Genomic DNA, 18210 nt, shown 5'->3' with positions numbered 1-18210 from the left:
TTTCGACTTTCACATGGAGGATATAGATATGGCAACAAGTATGGTTATCGGCACTCAATGGGGTGACGAGGGTAAAGGTAAGATCGTTGACTGGATCGCGGAACGTGCAGACGTTGTAGTGCGCAGTCAAGGTGGTAATAACGCAGGTCATACTGTTGTAGTAGATGACAAAGCATTTGCGCTTCGCTTGTTACCAAGTGGCATCTTGTACGATAACAAACAAAATATCGTTGGTACTGGTGTTGTTATCGACCCTAAAGTTTTGTTACAAGAAATTGAAGGTCTCGAAAAACAAGGTAAATCTGCTAAAACCCTTCAAATTTCTGACCGTGCGCATGTTATCATGCCATATCATATCGCTTTAGATAATGCAGAGGAAGCGTCTAAAGGTGATGCTAAAATCGGTACTACTAAAAATGGTATCGGTCCTTGCTACGCGGATAAAATCAACCGCGTTGGCATTCGTATGTGCGATTTGTACGATCTTGAAACATTCAAAGAAAAATTGGCGTACAACGTAGAATTCAAAAATAAAATTCTTACTAAAGTATACGAAGCAGAAGGCGTTAACTACGATGAAATCTTAGCTAACTACATCAAATATGCTGAAGCATTGAAACCATATGTAACAGACACTAACATTGCTGTTTTGAAAGCAGTTCAAGAGGATAAAAAAGTATTGTTCGAAGGCGCGCAAGCTACTATGCTTGACCTTGATCACGGTACATATCCATTCGTAACATCTTCTCATCCAATCGCAGGTGGTGCTTCCACAGGTGCTGGTGTAGGTCCTAACTACTTGAAAAATATCTTCGGCGTAGTAAAAGCTTATGCAACACGCGTTGGTGCAGGCCCATTCCCTACGGAGCTTCTTGATGAAACTGGCGAAAACCTTCGTAAACTTGGTCATGAGTTCGGTACTGTAACTGGTCGTCCTCGTCGTTGCGGTTGGTTAGACCTTATGGTTGTAAAATACGCTGCAGGTCTTAACAGCTTAGATTACCTCGCGATTACTCGTTTAGATATTCTTGATACGTTCAAAGAATTAAAAATCTGCGTAGGTTACAAATTGAATGGTAAAGATGTAGAAGGCTTCCCGGCTAACTTGAAAGATCTTGAAGCATGTGAAGCAGTGTACGAAACATTGCCAGGTTGGGAAACTGATATCTCTGGTATCCGTAAATACGAAGAACTTCCTGAAAATGCTCGTAAATATGTAGAACGCATTGCTGAAGTAACAGGCGTACCTCTGGGTATCGTATCCGTTGGCCCTAACCGTAGCCAAACTATCGACTTAGTAAACGTATTCTAAGCTATACTAATTTGATATAATACAAATGATTGTATTCGATAGTGTCGATGTAGCAGTATAATTGCTAAAAATTTTACTGCTATACAATCTATTTATAGAATTATACAGATAAGGCTCCTCTAAGAGGAGCCTTTTGTAATGAAATGATTTAGACTACAAAAAAAGTATAATAGATCTAATTCTTTCGGTCGTTAATGTGGTGCGGTATATCGAAGTATGCTATAAGGTTATCGGAAAATGTGTATATCGAAAATTCTATAGAAGATAATTGCACAAAACCTTTATATATACAATTTAATGTATACCTAAATAAATCTATGAGATGAAAATTTATTTAAAATATTCACGATATACAACCTGTGGCGTGCTTAAATGAGTTTATAATGTGATAAAAATTACTCATTTATTTAAAAATGATATTCATAATAAATTATTAAGATACAAATATAAAGAAAAAAATAGATTTACATTAAGAAATAGTATATAATAGATTCAAGAAAGTAGATTGACATTTTTTGATACGGATTTGAGGAGTTAAAGATATGGTTGAAGTTTCTTATGAACGTTTAGCTACGATTTTCAAGGCATTAAGCGATGAAACAAGATTACACATCATCGATATGTTGTCTTGCAATGAATTATGTGCAGCTGATATTTTAGCTAGCTTCAATTTGTCTCAATCTACGTTGAGCTACCACATGAAAATCTTAATTGATGCAGGTGTAGTTAACTCTCAACGTAATGGCTTATGGACTCGTTATTCCATTAATGAAGCTACATTTGGCGATATTTTAGAGATCATCCCTCAATTATATAAATCTAAGGATGAGTGTATTTGCGCACAAATTAAATACTGCCGTATTTCTGAGCACGAAAAAGAAGCGTAACAATGAGACGATGGATTATGCATGTTGATATGGATGCATTCTTCGCTTCCATCGAACAACTGGATCATCCAGAATATAAAGGCCACCCCGTTATCGTGGGTGGTCTTTCTTCACGTGGCGTCGTTGCTACATGTTCCTATGAGGCGCGCAAATTCGGTGTTCATTCGGCCATGCCTATTTCACGAGCTAAGAAACTCTGTCCCGATGGTATCTACGTATATCCTCGCATGGACCGCTATAAAGAGGTATCAGAACAGATTTTTTCCATTATGAAAGAATTCACTCCTTACATTGAGCCCCTATCTGTAGATGAGGCCTTCCTCGAGGTTAGCGGTATGTCTACTATGTACAGTGGACCTAAAGCACTGGGCAGAGCCATTAAAGACCGTGTATTTGAAGAAACTGGACTCATCATCTCTGCAGGTTTAGCACCGAACAAATTCCTTGCCAAATTGGCATCCGATTTAGATAAGCCCGATGGTCTTGTAGTCATACCTTATGGCCGTGAAAAAGAGATCTTAGCTCCGTTGCCGATTAAACGTATTTGGGGCGTAGGTCCTCGTACAGAAAAAATCTTGAAAACAGGGGGCTTTCACTTGATGCGTCATATTCAAGCATTGCCTGATGAAAGCAGTTTAATTCCCCTCGTGGGCAACCAGGCGCGCCGCATATGGGAACTAGCGAACGGGATTGACGATAGACCGGTGGAAACCGATCGCAAAATACAATCTATCGGAGCTGAGGAGACATACGAAGAAGATTTAACGGATGGTAGTGCCATTGAACTAGAGTTTAGATACTTTGCGAATCGCTTATCAAAACGATTGCGAAAACGTAATCTATTAGGGCATACCGTGTCCATTAAGGTTCGCTATGATGACTTCACCACCGTATCCCGCCAAAAGCGGTTAGATACGCCATCAGACCATGAGCATGTGTTTTTTGAAACTGCGCTGCTCCTGTGGAACAAGCTCATGCAAGATAAGACGAGCAAGAAACCTAAAGGAAAAGCAAAAGAGCTTGAATCTTTAGGTGCTACAACTAAGGTACAGGCTAAAGCCTTTACGTATTCTTCTGAGGAAACCCGATGGATAGATCCTCCTGGCCCTATACGACTATTAGGTCTCACCGTAAGTGGCCTCGACGAAGAGGTGCCTATGCAAGAGAGCCTCTTTGAATCGTCACAGGATAAAACAGAAGATAAGCTAGCTAGCGTGTTAGATTCGTTAGAGTCTAAATTTGGTGAAACGGCTGTTATGAGTGGTGCATTATGGCAGCGCTTTCACGGAGACAATGGAACGCGTCGAAAACGATCAGAATTGAAATCTGCAGTAGATGCTCGTGGAGATGCACCATCTAATACGGCAGATGATAAACCGGCAGATGACACACCGGCAGATGATACGCTGTCTAATACGGCAGATGATACATCCGCCAATGAGGACGCACAAGCTACTGAGCCGAAGGCCCCTAAAAAATTCTGATGAACTCATATTGAATACTTTCACTAAAGTATTTGTTCATGTTACAATATGGGTATAGTGTTAATAAATTACCGCAAGAGAGGTATAGATATGAGTTTATTTCGTGTAGCCATTCATTATGGCATCAACAGCAATGGTTTCTTGTCCTATGACACAGAAGCAAAAACAGTGTTCGTAGAATTACCTGAACAAGAGTGGGCTGATAAGGTTATCGCTTACTTAAACGAGGATCATGCCATCGAGCATGCTACAGGTCTTGATACATATGAACGGTTGAATGTAAAACCATTAGAATCTTTGGACAACTTAAAATTAGCTCTAACACGCATGTGGGAAGCTATCGACGTACAAGTCGACTGGAGCCGTCCGGCGTAAACAGAATGAAGCACCTTGTAACTACTATGGGTAGATGCAAGGTGTTTTTTATTTTTAAAAAGGATTTTAGTATAACTATGTAGAATTACATTGTGTATTGTATTTATACAGAGAGCAAATGTGGTTAGGAGGCAATTATGAAACGTAGTAGTTTGGCATGGTATGTAGCGGTGGCCTGTCTTGGTGGTACTCTTTGCATAGGTTCTGTAGTACAGGCGGACTCTCCGACGACGGTGAAAGCAAGTAGCATAGTTCCTACTACTGTTACAACTCAGGCCGAAGAGGCAGCACTTAAGCAAAAGCAGCAGTACCAAGCTGACACAGAGACAATGGGCCTGTTATGGATGCGCACCTCTGCTGAGTACAGAGCACTGGCATATCAGGGTTACAACGTGGCATTGAATACTGTTAAAATGGCTGTTGCTGATCCATCCCATCAGAGAAAGCCTTTAGCTATCGTTCTTGATGCGGATGAAACAGTAGTAGATAATACAAAACTGATGGGTGAAAGCATCACTAATGGGAATGGTCGATTTGATGCTCCTTGGTGGCGAGCAGCGGTCCATAAAGGTGAATCTCGTGCTATGCCAGGGGCGGTAGAGTTTTTAAATGAAGTACATAAACAAGGGGTAGAAATTTTCTACGTATCAAATCGCTACGCCCCAGTAAATCTTGACGTAACGATACAGAACTTTAAAGAATTAGGCTTCCCATCTGTTGATAAAGACCATGTACTACTATTCGAAAAAGACTCTGATAAACAACCTCGCTTTGATGCGATTGCTAAAAAATATGCTGTTGTTGTATACATGGGCGATAATGCTGGTGATTTCCCAATTGGCACAAAAGGTAAGACACTAGCTGAAAGAAATGATATCATCGATGCTCATAAAGAAGACTTTGGTACTACTTTTGTGGTATTCCCAAACCCTGCTTACGGATCTTGGGTAAGTGCATTAGCTAAAGGCTATCAAAACCTAAGCCCAGAAGAACAAAAACAAGTAAATAACCAATACCTACAACAATAAGGACGCCTTGCGTATACTTTATTAAAAAAGATATAATAAAGTATACATGCGTCTATAGCTCAGTAGGATAGAGCAGCAGTTTCCTAAACTGCGTGTCACTGGTTCGATTCCGGTTAGGCGCACCAGTATAAATACAGTAGGCATAAGGCTTTTGAGGGCCTTATGCCTTTTTTGTGGTTAAAAAACAAATTGGTATCATATAATATACAGTTTCAACTTAGCATAGTAGCTGAATTCCTTTCACATTTATTATTAGCTATTATTGGTTCCTCATACCATTTTTGTAGTCTTAATTCTAGTTGGTGGAGTAGATTTGGTTCATAGTTTTATTGATGGCATGGTTGAAAATATCATGTATAAAGTGGTTAATAAAATATGGGTATCTTGTTTGTGTAGAATACTTAATAGGGAAATCTTGGAATTCGTAATGGCCAGAATTATAATATAAATGTGATATTCATATTATATTCATGTTAGGAACGTGAATGGTGAAGATACTGTTCAATTTCATATTGTAATTTAAGCGTATTTTTAATTTATTGATTTGTATTTATTGTTTTTATATTTGATCAGGGGAATGGTATGAACAAAATTTTTAAAGTAATTTGGAATGAAAAAAAAGGATGCAATGTAGTTACATCTGAGAAGGGAAAAAGTACATGTCGTTTTCGAGGGTCTGCTAGATTAGCGGCAATGGCTATATTAGGTTTAACTGTAATCACTAGTGGTGTGAATACAGTAAGTGCAGAAGGGGCGACTACTACAGTTGGCACAATTGAAGTTAAGACCAAAAATAATCTTACATATGGTGGTGGTGTTTTACATCCAGGCACAGATTTAACTGCTATGGATTCTAATACATATTCAATTTCTGGTACAATTGCAAATCCTACAAGTATGGCATTTAATGGGAACGCGAATACTACTGCCTATATCTATGCAAATGGTCAGTTAGTTCCAGATACATCCTTTAAAGCAAATGGTACAGAGCAAGCAACATCTACTCGTCTTATTACTAAAACGTGGAATGATAGTGGCACTGTTGATGGTAATGGAAACTATATTCATTCTACAAGTTCAGTTGGAAAAGCTGCTCAAATTTCTCCAGTAGAAACTAAACAAACCGTAATTTCCTCACCTGGTAAAGCGCAGAAAGGTACAATCAAGACAGAGGTTCTTGGCACAAAAACAACAACTACTACGGGTAAAGTTGTAACTATTAATAAACTGTCAGACAATTTAGCATTTGCAAATATTGGAGGCCTTGCTGAAGGTGGTTCAAGTACTATGGCATCTTATGACCTAATGCTTGATGATATCACGCAAGCTGCATTAAATGAACATGCTAAAGCAATCAACACTTTAACAGAGCTAGCAGTAGATGCTCAAAATGATAAGCAAACAGCTTTTATAGATGCTAATGGTAATAAAGTTGTAAAAACAACTGACTCTACTGGCACAACAGAGGGGTATTATTTAGAAAGTAATATCGATCCTGCTACAGGTAAGGCAAGAGCTGGTGCCAGTACTGTAGCTCATTCCGATATTCATGTAAGCCTATTAGCTGCATCTGGATCTACAACTACTCCTACAAAATTGAGTAATGTTGCTGATGGCACAGTTGCTGCTAATAGTAAAGATGCAGTTAATGGTGGTCAATTATTTGATGTAAAAACAACAGCAGAAGCTGCCAATACTGCGGTTACGACAAAAGGGATCAAATTTGATGGTGATACAGGTGCAACGGTCACTCGCAAACTAGATGAAACACTAAATATTAAAGGAAATACAGCAACTAGTGCTGTATTAACAGATGGTAACATTGGTGTAGTTTCTAATGGTACAGATACACTGTTAGTTAAATTAGCACAAAAGATTAATCTTGGTACAGCTGGTTCTGTTACAATGGGCAACACCGTAATTAACAATGATGGTGTAACTTCAAAAGATGCGGCTGGTAACACAACAGTTGTCAATGGTTCTGGTGTATCTTTCAAAGATAGCACTGGTGCTGCAACTGGTCCTAGCATTACAAAAGACGGTATTAATGCGGGTAATACAACAGTTAGCAATGTAGCTACAGCCGTTAATAGTACAGATGCAGTTAATAAAGCGCAATTAGACGCAGCTATTGCAGCAATCCCTACAACTGGAGGGGCCACTACACTTAAGACAGCGGCAGATAACAGCACAACAGGAACTGTAGCATTAGGAACACAACCTCTTGCCGTTAATGGTACTGCTAACTATGTAACAACAACTGCAAATGGTAATGCCATTACCGTTGATTTAGCACAATCTATAAAAGATAAAATTAATACAGCCGCTACTGTAGCTGGCAATGGTAAAGATGGTCGAGATGGTTCTAATGGTACAGCAGGAGCATCTATTACTGGGCCAACAGGTAAAGATGGATTAAATGGTAAAGATTTAACGGATAAAACGAATGCCATTCGTAATGGTGAAGCTGGCATTATCGTGTACACGAATGATGCTGGTGAGCGTTTAGTAAAAGCCAATGATGGGAACTACTACAAAGCGGCTGAGGTAAATGCAGACGGTACAACTGTAGCGGGTGCAACGGCTGTAACTAGCCCAGTAGCAAGCCTCGTGAATCCAGATGGTACAACAACTGGTGCTACAACTAAACTCACTAATGTTGCTGATGGCACAGTTGCTGCTAATAGTAAAGATGCAGTCAATGGTGGACAATTATTTGATGTAAAACAAAATATCACTAATTTGACTAATACCGTTAATAGTGGATTGACTTTTAAAGGAGATACTGGCACACAATTCAACCGTGCATTAGGTACGACTGTTAATGTAGTTGGTGGTACAACTGGTAATGGCACAACTAACAATGTTGTGGTAACTGCAAATGGTACAGATACATTAACTGTTAAATTAGCTGAAAATATTGATCTTGGCACTAATGGTTCTGTTACAACTGGTAACACTAAAATTAGTAATGCTGGTTTAACATCTAAAGATGCTACTGGTAATACAACAGTTGTCAATGGCTCTGGTCTATCTTTCACTGATAATACTGGTGCTGCTACTGGTCCTAGCATTACAAAAGATGGTATCAATGCTGGTGGGAAAATAATTAGTAATGTAGCAACAGCGGTTAATGGTACCGATGCAGTTAACTTGACTCAAGTACAAAATATGATCTCTGGTATCGGTGGCGGCGCACAAAGTAAAGTTACCGAAGGTGACAATATCAAAGTTACGGAATCACCAGATACAGCTACAAATGGTAAAGTATTTAATGTTGCACTTAAAGACTCCATCTCTGTTACAAATGTAACAACTACAGATGCAGCTGGAAATACAACTGTAACTAATGGTAATGGTGTAACTATCACTGGTGCTTCTAGCCCTACAAATCCAGGTAAGACTGTATCCCTATCTGCTGATGGCTTGAATAATGGAGGTAATCAAATCCATAATGTAGCACCTGGAACATCTGCTAATGATGCAGCAACTGTAGGCCAAGTACAAGCTGCTTTGAGTGGTGTAAACAGTGCGTTTAATGGTTTGGATAGCAAAATAAATACAACTGGTGCAAATGCAGCAGCATTGGCTGGTTTGAAACCAATTCAATACGATCCATTGGAACCAACTCAAATCATGGCTGCATATGGTCATTATCATAATAAATCTGCTGTAGCAGTTGGTGTGGCTCATTTCACTGATGAAAGTACTATGCTCCATGCTGGTGTAACTCTTGACGATCAAAATAACATGTTCAATGTTGGGGTAACTAAAAAAGTAGGTTCATCCACAGCTAAAAAAGCAATTCCTGAACGTTATAAAGGTGGCCCAATTAGCTCTATATACGTAATGAATGATGAGATTACTGCATTGAAAGAAGAAAATGCAAGAATTAAACAAGAAAATGAAGAAACTAAAGCTAAATTGGCAATGGTTATGGAAAAATTAGGCTTATAATCCAATAAAATAGGGATGCGACATGTTCGCATCTCTATTTTTGTGTTTATATTTTGTTATTTAAAGTACTTATAAATCATGATATTTAATTTATAAACAATGATATAATTAGATAAAATAGTGTATTTGTAAAAAGTAGTTATATAAAGGTATATTCTTATGAATTTTAACAATTGGATTCAAGAAAAGCTTTTCGACAATTACGAAGAGTGGCGCATGAAGAGTCCCGATTATAATCGGAATGGTTTTAACATAGTGGGCATAGATAATACCCTCAAGGCTATGCATGATGGATTTTTCATGTATATGGAGCTATATCCTCCTCATGCTATTAATGGTTGTACTGCGATGAAGTCTCGCGTAGGGAAAACGCAGGATACCGTAGATATATTTTTAGACATCGATCATAAAACCTATCGCATGGCTGATGTAAGTTATCCTGACGCAGTGAAGATGATGCGGGCTTTTGTGAAAAAACGCAGAGTACCTGATTGTAGTTTGTGTGTAGAAGTAGCGTATCTAGATATCAATCAGATGCGATCGACATTTACAGAGTTAGCAACGTTGTTGCTAGGCGATGCTAAACAAGCCAAATCATTCATGTCCAAGGCAAAGTTACATTCCATGGAAGAACTAGAAGATAGCTGGTGGAATCTCTATGAGAAGTTGCTATCTACTGGTCGTGCTGTAGAGTTATCTTTGAAATTCGAATTAGAGGATTTTCTTTATCATGTGCAGAAGTTAATCCATAATAAAAATGTATCTACTGATGAAAATTTAACTGGAGATGTATCTATTGATACAGCCGCATTTGATGACAGTCAATGTATTGGGGACTGGTGCGCACATTTTAATTCCACGTGGAAAAACCATAAGTTAGTAGGCATGGACATCGGCACAGATAGTTTGGTGCTCATGGTACTTTCAAATGAGGAATTTAAAAGAGCCCAAGAGCTAGCGAAAGAGCTATTACATAGAATCGATGTAGCTGAACGTTTGTGATGTAACGAAAATTATGATGTAGTGGCATGATTATAATGTGGCAGTATCTATAAATGGTCGTAATTCTTAACTGTAAACAGTTTGCACTGTATAAATGTGATGAATAGGAGAGAGTCATATGAGTATTGTACGTCTACCAGAATATGAAGCCGAGTTTGAGCCGGAAGTGTTTGAAATCTATGCATTGCCGCGTAGCGATGCAAATGGGGCTAGTCCTTATTTAGATAAGTACCATAGACCACTGGTGTCTACCGATGCTATCCTAGATACTCGAACTGGCGTGCTTGACCGTAGCGAAGGCATTTTGACGTGGATTATTGAGGGCCTTGATGATCGATGGGGTTATTCTTTTGAGCCACACGGTGTCTATAAATTGTTAGTTAAGAAAGCAAAATTCTTAGAGGATTTGGGCTATATGCGTCCCTCTTGGAATAATCGCTATTATGTGCTCGAGGTGTTAGAGGAGCACGCTAAACATAGCGAATTAGAGGCGCTGTCGGCTTATTTGAAAACCCCTAAATACCTTCATACTGACAGGGGGGACTTCCTGTTAAATCGAGAGTATCAATATTACACAGCGAGAATTGATGATTATGCATTCACCCTTGATGTAGACGAGGGTTCTGATGAAAGCTGCACTGTGGCATTGGGGACTTTCAATAAAATCGATAATTTCAAAGAGTTTGAACAACGAATTAGCACATACATTAGTGAACACTTATTAGATCTTGCTAATGATTGGCTCGATAACGACGACCAAGATCCGATTACGGCAGAAATATTTGCCAAGCGTATTACTATGGGCGAATTGGCGTTCCGCAATGATGGTACCATAGAGGTCTATTATGACGATGACGATATTTTCTGGGGACACTGCATCATAGCCAATATTGATGCGGATGGGAACCCTGTTAGTGCGGATATTGCAGGATAATGAACTAGCGGAGTGTGGCGAACTAGTGGGGTATCATAATGATAAAATCTGAATTAATGACATTATGGAACGTTGAAAGCTGGACTGTAGAACTGTATGGGGTTTACTTTGTATCTCGCCGATTGGGCACTAATCGCTTAGAGAATGTAGGACAAGCCTTTCAAAACCTCAATATTAGTTGTACCGATTATACTGAGGCTGAGGTACTTTCACTACCAATGTGGGAACAATTATATGTTCAATTAGATAAATTAGACCAATTAGCACAGGAAATCATACAAAAGGAAATACCGCAAGAAGAGTCTGTTGTGCTAACACTAACGGATATAATGTTAGATAAATCAGGTTGTTACGACGCATTTGCACTAGGTTATGATATAGGTGAATCCCCAGCAGGACATCTATATGTTTTGGTTTCTTTTGATGAAAATTTTACGGCTCAACAAGATGTGATTTATGAAACCTTATAGCGTTGTATTAAAGTGGTGACGCGGGTATTGTAGACTATCTAAAAAAATAAGTGATACATAGGAGAGAGATGATGGAAAATCTGTATAAAGAATTAAGAAGCTTTTTTGCCAATGATATTGATCTAAATGATTTATTTGATTCCGAAGCTATCATCTGGATTGACTGGCACGAGTATGACGAAGATGTGGTGAATTATTTTAATGATATGATGGATGAGCCTATCGATATTCAAACCGTTAGTAATGGCAAGCCCTATGGTGACGATATTGTATTGAAGAATGGCAACAAAAAGCTGCAAATTCCTTATGACGATGAGCAAGATCGAGATGTGACCATCAAATATTTCAATGATTTCGTTAAGCCTGACTATGAGGTGCGTTGGTTTGCTGAAAGCCTTGGAAACGATACGCTCGGCTTTACCGTGCTTTCAGGGGCAGAATGGGCCAATTTAGAAGATGAATTTGGTGCAGATACAGTTCGTTACTATTTCGAGCCTATCAATCTTGAAAGTAACATGTTTAATCTCGACATGGATGAAGTTTCTGCATTATTAGAATTACGAGAAAATAATAGATGAAATAGAGAGATGAGAGAATCAATAAGAGGGAAGAATATGGATTATTTAAAACTATTGTGTGAAGATTCTAACTTGGCAGCAGATTTTGATATGCTGTTTGATTTCTGCCTATTAGACGGATTGGAAGAACGTGATACTGCTGAAGGGCGATGCACATTTTCTTTACCCGGCAAAGCCTTTGCTCGTGATGGTGCCGGTGGCGAATATCATCAATTAGAGGATGGCTCTATCGGGTATATGAGTAGCGAAGGGGAATGTGGTCGTATAGCTGAAAGTGTAGATGATTTAATCCATTTATTGGTGTATAGCATTTGCTGGCATGATTATTGTGACGCTAGCCAATATACGGACATATCAACTCTCGAAGCCTATGCCAATGAGCGACATGATGAAATCACTTCTTATACAGAAATGGATGTATGGGAAACCGTTGTTCAGGCGCTAGGCATGCCTTTAGAAGCAAATGTGGCTACTGAATTACAAAAATTTTATGACGCTGCACATCGAGCTCCTTTATATATTTGTTATTTCCATGAAGATGATGGAACCGTTACTGAATCACAAAATCTGTTTTTCTAGACGTATTGCTTAAAAGGAGAATTATATGGCTATTGATGGAGTGAAAATCATAGATAGTGATGATGGCCATGATATTTATAATTTGATTGTTGAGCGCTATAGAGATGGCACTAGTATTGATACAATTGTTTCAGAAATTTTGGCTGAAGAGCAGAATTTTTGTACTGACGAATTCTATACAGAAATTTATTGGACTGCCGTAGCCTATTCGCTGTGGAAGATAGGTCATTTATCGCAGGATATCAAAGAGAAAGCATTAGACATAATCGCGAAGGGCGCTCATGAGTTTTGGCTAGAAATTGATAGTAAGGCGCTTAAACAACGTCAAAAGGTATTAGATACATTAGCCGTACAACTACAAAGTGAAAATCCAAAGCCTCTAAAGGTTCGTAAATCTAAAACAAAGCGAGAACCTCATTTTAAGGTGGGCGACGTATTAGCTGTTAAGTTTGAAAACGAGTATGGAGCTATTTTTGTATCTGACGTGGATCAATCACCGCGGAAAATCGAGTACCATTTGGCCTGTACGCGGCTTTTACAAAAAGAAAAACCTACAATGGAGCAGTTTTTAAATAGTAAAATCGCCTGCCGGAAAGACAATACAAATTTCGGTATCGATACTGACTGTTGGTTTACGCATAAAGACCTAGGCCTATTGCTAGACCATTTAGAAATCATTGGGGCTGTTGAACTATATCCGTGTAAATTGTGGAAACTAGCACCAGCAGGCACGTTGGAAGATATCTATGAGGAGATTACAGATAATCCTAGGCTAGGAAAACTGCGTCTCATAGACACCTATGAACTGGTAAAAGAGGTTATTCAGAAATAATCTTCGGGAGGATGCGTTACTATAAAGGTGTAAATTTAATGGATACTGTGACGAAACAATATATAGAAACTGTGAAAGTCAGTGACATACCCTGGCATCGTTTGACCACAACTTACGGCCGTGCTACAGATTTTCCTGCTCATCTTGAGGTGTTGTGGGATATGAAGAACGTTGATGCTATTGATGTGGCAGGTGAAGAACTGGTCCAAAACATTGAGCATCAATCAACTTTATGGCATGCTACGCCATTTGCTATGGTTTTCTTGCTTCGTATTTTTAAGAAAGCCTTAGAAGAGAGAACTCAGAATGAAGTAGCTCATTATTTAGTAGAACAATTGGTAGATCTATTTACTGTGATTGCTGAGTGTATCAGAGATGGTCTTATCCTAGAACATGCAGATCCACTACCGAAATTTGAGGATATGCTCAACGAAGAATATCTTTGGTCTGAAGAGTACGATGAAGACGAAGATATTCTCAGATATGAGGAAGAAGAGGTATTTCCAGATGACCTATTCTTTAGTTTCTACTACTATTCTTTACAAGTGCTTCTATTATGTAAGCCATTGTTAGACAAAAATAACAAATATGAGGTTACGTTACTAGAATTGCTGACAGAGATAGAGAATTAACTATCAGTGGAGGCTTCGAATTATTCGGCATTTATGGAGATTATAGATTCCTAAGTAATTATGTAAGTTTTAGATTACTGAGTATCTAGGGAGGGTTTAGACTATGGGACTCATTGCAAATTATAATTGTATAAGTGATAAAAGCTTAAAAGAACTCAAAGGTTTAGGTTCCTCAGAGGAAGATCTTTTTGAAACCGTTGAAGCGTGGAGTGATGAGGACGATTTATTGCTCGACATCGATAAGATGTGGGATGTCCTTCACTTCGTGCTTACTGGTGTAAGCACTGACCATAAGGACGATAATAATCCTCTTAGTCAAGCTGTGCTTGGCATAACAGCTGTAGAAGAACTATCGGATTATTTGGCGTATACTGAATATGATAAATTAGCAGATATCGTGGCGGCTCTAGATCAGTTTGATATGGAAGAAGCACTAGAATCCTTTGATATGGCAGCTTGCAAAGAGGCAGAATTATATCCAAATATTTGGGACTATGACGAAGAAGAGGAGGAAATCAAAGATGAGATTCTCCACGATTTCGAGCAGATGAAGGTGTTCTATAAAAAAGTGCTAGAAGCGAAGGGGCATGTGCTTGTATCAATTTGTTAGGCCCGTTATAATCTGTTGGACATGGCCCTGGTTATAGATAAACTAATTATAGGACTGACAAAGATGAGGAATTGTAAATGGCAGTGTTAACAGAAAAGCAAATTAAATATGGATTTGACTACTATCATAAGGATGATACACGGCCTAAATCTGTTGTAGAGGTCTCTGAATATGATGGTGAAGACAAGTTGATAATCAACTGCACACAGCTCGATGAAGATTATTCTGCTAAAGATAAGAAGCGAATTTGGATGGAGTGGTGTGGTTTTCTAGTAAATAATCCAGATATCTTTACAGAGCTAATGTTTTGCACAAGAATGCCACAGGATTTATTTGATGCAGTGTGTGCCCAACGTAGACTTAAAAAATTACATATAAAATGGGGCGTCTATCCAGATATTTCAAAATTAGAGAACTTACAAGAACTAGAATATTTACACATTGGATCTGGCAGAAGTGTATCGAGCTTAGAGCCTATATCAAAATTAGAAAATTTAGTGGCTCTGTCGATTGAGAACTTTCAGAAAATTAATGATTATACGCCATTAGCTAATCTGAAACATCTTGAAAGTCTTGCCTTAGAAGGTGATTTTGCTGCGCCTAAAATTCTTAAGGTTCAATCATTGGGATTTCTACGTCATATGAAACAGCTGCGATTTTTTAGCTTTTTAACGGCAAAGGTGATTGATAAAGACTACTCTCCCGTTTTAGAACTCAATAATTTAGAACATCTTACGTTAAAATCTTGTAAAGAGGTTAAGCAGTTGTATCCTGAATTCGTTAAATTACCAAAATTAAAATATGGTACAGTCTTAGAACGACCAGAATTATATGAAATATAAGTTATAGGTCAGATATTAAAGATATAAGGCATAATATATAAAGGAAAATTATTATCATGGATAAAGCGCGTAAAAAGGAATTGTTAAAGGCTTATGCTAATGAGCAAAAGCAATCGTTTAAAGATAGTTTACCTATGGACGAAGAGTTGTTTTGGAATCTCTTTGATTATGTAGACGAGAAATTAGAAACAAATGACGGTTGCGATCATAGTCTGACTTTCACAAGAGAGTTTTTAGAAAAACAAAAGGTAGATGTTGAAAGCGTACTAGACTGGATTATCAACGAAGGTGGCGGTTGTGATTGTGAGGTTCTCTACAATGTAGAGGAACGTTTTGAAGAGTACTGTTAATAGTATTTTTATAGTTAATTCTATGTATTTGCAGGTGTTACCATAAAGGTATATAGTATAGACATGTGATGGATATAGTCACATGTCTATTTTTATAAGGAGGACGCTATGCAACACGTTCAAAACCGCAGTACTACGTCCGCGTTAGTACTCACAGCCGTATTGATTGCCCTCGCAACACTGTTTACCATGTACACGAAAATCCCAGTACCTGGTATTCGCGGCTATTTCAATGTTGGAGATGTCGTTATTATGACGTCAGCTCTATTATTAGGTCGAAAATATGGCGCCTATATTGGTGCTATCGGCCCAGCGTTAGCTGATCTATTCCTCGGCTACGCAGTCTTTGTACCAATCACCTTCGTGGTGAAAGGCATTGAAGGCTATCTTGTCGGTACTGTCTATAACAATAAGACAACTACCTCTGCCTTGGTGGCAACCATTGTAGGTGGCATTATCATCGTAGCAGGCTACTTTATCGCTGAATACTTTGTATTTGATCCAGGCGTAGCCATTGCTAGTATTGTGACTAATACCATTCAAGCCGTTATGAGCGTTATTATTAGCATGATTCTCTATGCTATCTTACGTAAACGATTAGGATAGGATTAGTGATTCACAATTCATATACAAATTATGATATAATTTGTATATGAGGAGGTGCTTTTATGGGGTTATTACGTGAAAGTATCCGGCCATCGTCGGATTTAAGAAATAAATATAATGAAATCTCTACAGTTTTGAAAACAGGGGATGAAGCTTGTATTATGACGGTAAATGGTCGTGGTGATACGGTATGTATGGGATATGAAACCTATAATAAATTGAAAGCACAGATAGAATTATTAGAGGCTATTGCCTTGGCAGAGGAAGATGAACGAAAAGGTAGAATGGGTCTTATTGAGGATACTTTTATCAGCATAGAAGAGTTGTTAGCTGAGGCCGAATAGTTATGGAAGACACTGCTTATCGTATCATTATTATGGCACAGGCCGATCAGGCATTGCATCATATTGTTCTGCATGTAAAGCAATCTTTTTCCAATGAAATTGCCAAGGCTGTTTATCAAGAGATTAAGGATAGAATTCTTTTATTAGCGGATAATCCTTATATGGGCATGATTCCAAGACATACTGTTTTACGTAATAAAAACTATCGAATGTTGATTATTAATAAAAATATTATTTTATATCGTGTCTTTGATGATGAAAAAGAAGTGCGTATATATAATATATTTAGTCAACGGCAAGATTATTTACAACTTCTGCAAGGATTGTAGATGTTTAGTTGATTTGGTATAGATGAATAAAGGGAGACTCCGTTGTGAGTCTCCCTTTTGTAGTTATTTTCTTTGGAGCATTGATAGTGCTGATTTATCGTAATAACGACAAATAGCCCTTCGTTACCAACTGGTAGCTGAAAACGAAAGGCCATTTCTACATGTTTTATAATGTTTTAGGATGAGCCTGACGGCACCACTCGTCGACTATCTATCTATTAATTAATAGATAGATTATCATATATAGTCAATTTGAACTAGATAAGTAAATATGACATCATTGTAAATTGATTGGAACTTGGACTGAATGGACATATTTTATTTGTTTTGTTAATATAAAACTCAATAATAATTTTATGTTGTGTGTTATGATTGGTGAAATTTTATGGTTAGAGTTTTATATTTATTTTTATTGCTAGTTGTTTTGAGTCCTATTAATGCTTTTGCTGATTATCAGATTGACACGTTTGATATACATCGCTCTCTTAATGAGCAGATACAGTCTCAGTTAAAGGTTCCGGCTGAAGTCCTTAGAACGAAGAATGATAAAAATTATAGTTTTGCATTACTGATAAGAACGGATTCTCAAGGACGTATTACTTCTGTTGAGTTAGATCCAAATGAGAATATATCTAATGATGAGATATATTCAAAATTAGTACAGTCTGCAAAAGATACAGTTTGGAATATAGGGTATATTGATGTTAAAGAAGATCTTGTTATTCATATTCCATTTAATTTTATAATATCCTCTAAGGACGATGTAAATTGACAGCCTCTAGAATTCAGACTATACTATAAGTACAAAAGAGCCAGTTAACGTGTTCTAGGCGTTAGGCTCATCAAAGAAACAAGAATTTGATAAACCTAACGTGTCTAAGTATTGCAGTACTTAGTCTTAAACGTTAGGTTTATTTTTTTGCTTAATTTACATTAATATTTTTGGGTTATAGGACAAAACGTGTTGGTTTTATAGGGGATGGAGCCAGTAAATTACTGCTTCCATCGCCATTTTAAGTTCTTTTGATAAACTTAGAGGGTGGACAAAATGTGTTGGTA

Annotated in this window: 20 protein-coding genes and 1 tRNA gene; all 21 read left to right on the top strand. The window is 37.9% G+C overall.

Going from position 1 to position 18210, the window contains the following annotated elements; genetic code table 11:
- Positions 1 to 28: 28 nt before the first annotated feature.
- The 21 genes from VEHSUH06_RS08565 to VEHSUH06_RS08465 all read left to right on the top strand — a co-directional run bounded on the left by VEHSUH06_RS08565 (position 29) and on the right by VEHSUH06_RS08465 (position 17923).
- Complete coding sequence (locus VEHSUH06_RS08565) at positions 29 to 1312, top strand: adenylosuccinate synthase (protein ID WP_105098549.1); 1284 nt, start codon at positions 29 to 31, stop codon at positions 1310 to 1312.
- Between the two features lie 542 nt (positions 1313 to 1854).
- A complete protein-coding gene (locus VEHSUH06_RS08560) occupies positions 1855 to 2199 on the top strand; it encodes a helix-turn-helix transcriptional regulator (RefSeq protein ID WP_009352539.1) in 345 nt (114 codons plus the stop codon).
- 2 nt (positions 2200 to 2201) lie between these two features.
- Positions 2202 to 3683, top strand: coding sequence for a DNA polymerase IV (dinB, locus tag VEHSUH06_RS08555; RefSeq protein ID WP_233187921.1), 1482 nt, complete (start codon positions 2202 to 2204; stop codon positions 3681 to 3683).
- Positions 3684 to 3773: 90 nt separating this feature from the next.
- On the top strand, positions 3774 to 4058 hold the full coding sequence (locus VEHSUH06_RS08550) for a hypothetical protein (protein ID WP_105098548.1): 285 nt from the start codon (positions 3774 to 3776) through the stop codon (positions 4056 to 4058).
- A gap of 137 nt (positions 4059 to 4195) precedes the next feature.
- Positions 4196 to 5086, top strand: coding sequence for a 5'-nucleotidase, lipoprotein e(P4) family (locus VEHSUH06_RS08545; protein WP_105098547.1), 891 nt, complete (start codon positions 4196 to 4198; stop codon positions 5084 to 5086).
- A 48-nt stretch (positions 5087 to 5134) separates the two neighbouring features.
- A tRNA-Arg gene (locus tag VEHSUH06_RS08540) sits at positions 5135 to 5211 on the top strand.
- Positions 5212 to 5668: 457 nt separating this feature from the next.
- On the top strand, positions 5669 to 9043 hold the full coding sequence (locus VEHSUH06_RS08535; RefSeq protein WP_105098546.1) for an ESPR-type extended signal peptide-containing protein: 3375 nt from the start codon (positions 5669 to 5671) through the stop codon (positions 9041 to 9043).
- A gap of 159 nt (positions 9044 to 9202) precedes the next feature.
- Positions 9203 to 10045 carry a DUF6630 family protein gene (locus VEHSUH06_RS08530; protein ID WP_105098545.1) on the top strand — a complete coding sequence of 281 codons (843 nt, stop codon included), beginning with the start codon at positions 9203 to 9205 and terminating at the stop codon, positions 10043 to 10045.
- A 118-nt stretch (positions 10046 to 10163) separates the two neighbouring features.
- The gene (locus VEHSUH06_RS08525; RefSeq protein WP_105098544.1) at positions 10164 to 10979 is read left to right on the top strand and encodes a DUF2262 domain-containing protein; all 816 of its coding nucleotides are present in this window, start codon (positions 10164 to 10166) and stop codon (positions 10977 to 10979) included.
- A gap of 38 nt (positions 10980 to 11017) precedes the next feature.
- Positions 11018 to 11449 carry a hypothetical protein gene (locus VEHSUH06_RS08520; RefSeq protein WP_105098543.1) on the top strand — a complete coding sequence of 144 codons (432 nt, stop codon included), beginning with the start codon at positions 11018 to 11020 and terminating at the stop codon, positions 11447 to 11449.
- Positions 11450 to 11517: 68 nt separating this feature from the next.
- Positions 11518 to 12027, top strand: coding sequence for a hypothetical protein (locus VEHSUH06_RS08515; RefSeq protein ID WP_233187920.1), 510 nt, complete (start codon positions 11518 to 11520; stop codon positions 12025 to 12027).
- A gap of 36 nt (positions 12028 to 12063) precedes the next feature.
- Entirely contained in the window at positions 12064 to 12606 is a 543-nt protein-coding gene (locus VEHSUH06_RS08510) for a hypothetical protein (RefSeq protein WP_105098541.1), read from the top strand.
- 25 nt (positions 12607 to 12631) lie between these two features.
- Positions 12632 to 13438 (top strand): hypothetical protein, encoded by an 807-nt coding sequence (locus VEHSUH06_RS08505; RefSeq protein WP_105098540.1) that lies wholly within the window; start codon positions 12632 to 12634, stop codon positions 13436 to 13438.
- A 38-nt stretch (positions 13439 to 13476) separates the two neighbouring features.
- A complete protein-coding gene (locus VEHSUH06_RS08500) occupies positions 13477 to 14070 on the top strand; it encodes a hypothetical protein (RefSeq protein ID WP_105098675.1) in 594 nt (197 codons plus the stop codon).
- Between the two features lie 103 nt (positions 14071 to 14173).
- Positions 14174 to 14680, top strand: coding sequence for a YfbM family protein (locus VEHSUH06_RS08495; protein ID WP_105098539.1), 507 nt, complete (start codon positions 14174 to 14176; stop codon positions 14678 to 14680).
- A 77-nt stretch (positions 14681 to 14757) separates the two neighbouring features.
- On the top strand, positions 14758 to 15522 hold the full coding sequence (locus tag VEHSUH06_RS08490) for a hypothetical protein (RefSeq protein ID WP_105098538.1): 765 nt from the start codon (positions 14758 to 14760) through the stop codon (positions 15520 to 15522).
- Positions 15523 to 15578: 56 nt separating this feature from the next.
- Positions 15579 to 15872 (top strand): DUF2695 domain-containing protein, encoded by a 294-nt coding sequence (locus tag VEHSUH06_RS08485; protein WP_105098537.1) that lies wholly within the window; start codon positions 15579 to 15581, stop codon positions 15870 to 15872.
- A gap of 108 nt (positions 15873 to 15980) precedes the next feature.
- Positions 15981 to 16478: an ECF transporter S component gene (locus tag VEHSUH06_RS08480; RefSeq protein ID WP_105098536.1), complete on the top strand. Its 498-nt coding sequence runs from the start codon at positions 15981 to 15983 to the stop codon at positions 16476 to 16478.
- Positions 16479 to 16540: 62 nt separating this feature from the next.
- Positions 16541 to 16822 (top strand): type II toxin-antitoxin system Phd/YefM family antitoxin, encoded by a 282-nt coding sequence (locus VEHSUH06_RS08475; protein ID WP_105098535.1) that lies wholly within the window; start codon positions 16541 to 16543, stop codon positions 16820 to 16822.
- 2 nt (positions 16823 to 16824) lie between these two features.
- Complete coding sequence (locus VEHSUH06_RS08470; protein WP_105098534.1) at positions 16825 to 17151, top strand: type II toxin-antitoxin system RelE/ParE family toxin; 327 nt, start codon at positions 16825 to 16827, stop codon at positions 17149 to 17151.
- A gap of 385 nt (positions 17152 to 17536) precedes the next feature.
- Positions 17537 to 17923: a succinylarginine dihydrolase gene (locus tag VEHSUH06_RS08465; RefSeq protein ID WP_105098533.1), complete on the top strand. Its 387-nt coding sequence runs from the start codon at positions 17537 to 17539 to the stop codon at positions 17921 to 17923.
- Positions 17924 to 18210 lie beyond the last annotated feature (287 nt).

The organism is Veillonella sp. S13053-19 (genome assembly GCF_002959835.1).
Taxonomy (GTDB): Bacteria; Bacillota; Negativicutes; order Veillonellales; family Veillonellaceae; genus Veillonella; species Veillonella rogosae.
This window is presented reverse-complemented; position numbering and strand designations above follow the sequence as displayed.

Excerpts from the sequence above, each read along its gene's own strand:
- VEHSUH06_RS08565 (WP_105098549.1), top strand. The coding sequence starts at position 29 with ATGGCAACAAGTATGGTTATCGGCACTCAATGGGGTGACGAGGGTAAA.
- VEHSUH06_RS08560 (WP_009352539.1), top strand. The coding sequence starts at position 1,855 with ATGGTTGAAGTTTCTTATGAACGTTTAGCTACGATTTTCAAGGCATTA.
- dinB (WP_233187921.1), top strand. The coding sequence starts at position 2,202 with ATGAGACGATGGATTATGCATGTTGATATGGATGCATTCTTCGCTTCC.
- VEHSUH06_RS08550 (WP_105098548.1), top strand. The coding sequence starts at position 3,774 with ATGAGTTTATTTCGTGTAGCCATTCATTATGGCATCAACAGCAATGGT.
- VEHSUH06_RS08545 (WP_105098547.1), top strand. The coding sequence starts at position 4,196 with ATGAAACGTAGTAGTTTGGCATGGTATGTAGCGGTGGCCTGTCTTGGT.
- VEHSUH06_RS08535 (WP_105098546.1), top strand. The coding sequence starts at position 5,669 with ATGAACAAAATTTTTAAAGTAATTTGGAATGAAAAAAAAGGATGCAAT.
- VEHSUH06_RS08530 (WP_105098545.1), top strand. The coding sequence starts at position 9,203 with ATGAATTTTAACAATTGGATTCAAGAAAAGCTTTTCGACAATTACGAA.
- VEHSUH06_RS08525 (WP_105098544.1), top strand. The coding sequence starts at position 10,164 with ATGAGTATTGTACGTCTACCAGAATATGAAGCCGAGTTTGAGCCGGAA.
- VEHSUH06_RS08520 (WP_105098543.1), top strand. The coding sequence starts at position 11,018 with ATGATAAAATCTGAATTAATGACATTATGGAACGTTGAAAGCTGGACT.
- VEHSUH06_RS08515 (WP_233187920.1), top strand. The coding sequence starts at position 11,518 with ATGATGGAAAATCTGTATAAAGAATTAAGAAGCTTTTTTGCCAATGAT.
- VEHSUH06_RS08510 (WP_105098541.1), top strand. The coding sequence starts at position 12,064 with ATGGATTATTTAAAACTATTGTGTGAAGATTCTAACTTGGCAGCAGAT.
- VEHSUH06_RS08505 (WP_105098540.1), top strand. The coding sequence starts at position 12,632 with ATGGCTATTGATGGAGTGAAAATCATAGATAGTGATGATGGCCATGAT.
- VEHSUH06_RS08500 (WP_105098675.1), top strand. The coding sequence starts at position 13,477 with ATGGATACTGTGACGAAACAATATATAGAAACTGTGAAAGTCAGTGAC.
- VEHSUH06_RS08495 (WP_105098539.1), top strand. The coding sequence starts at position 14,174 with ATGGGACTCATTGCAAATTATAATTGTATAAGTGATAAAAGCTTAAAA.
- VEHSUH06_RS08490 (WP_105098538.1), top strand. The coding sequence starts at position 14,758 with ATGGCAGTGTTAACAGAAAAGCAAATTAAATATGGATTTGACTACTAT.
- VEHSUH06_RS08485 (WP_105098537.1), top strand. The coding sequence starts at position 15,579 with ATGGATAAAGCGCGTAAAAAGGAATTGTTAAAGGCTTATGCTAATGAG.
- VEHSUH06_RS08480 (WP_105098536.1), top strand. The coding sequence starts at position 15,981 with ATGCAACACGTTCAAAACCGCAGTACTACGTCCGCGTTAGTACTCACA.
- VEHSUH06_RS08475 (WP_105098535.1), top strand. The coding sequence starts at position 16,541 with ATGGGGTTATTACGTGAAAGTATCCGGCCATCGTCGGATTTAAGAAAT.
- VEHSUH06_RS08470 (WP_105098534.1), top strand. The coding sequence starts at position 16,825 with ATGGAAGACACTGCTTATCGTATCATTATTATGGCACAGGCCGATCAG.
- VEHSUH06_RS08465 (WP_105098533.1), top strand. The coding sequence starts at position 17,537 with ATGGTTAGAGTTTTATATTTATTTTTATTGCTAGTTGTTTTGAGTCCT.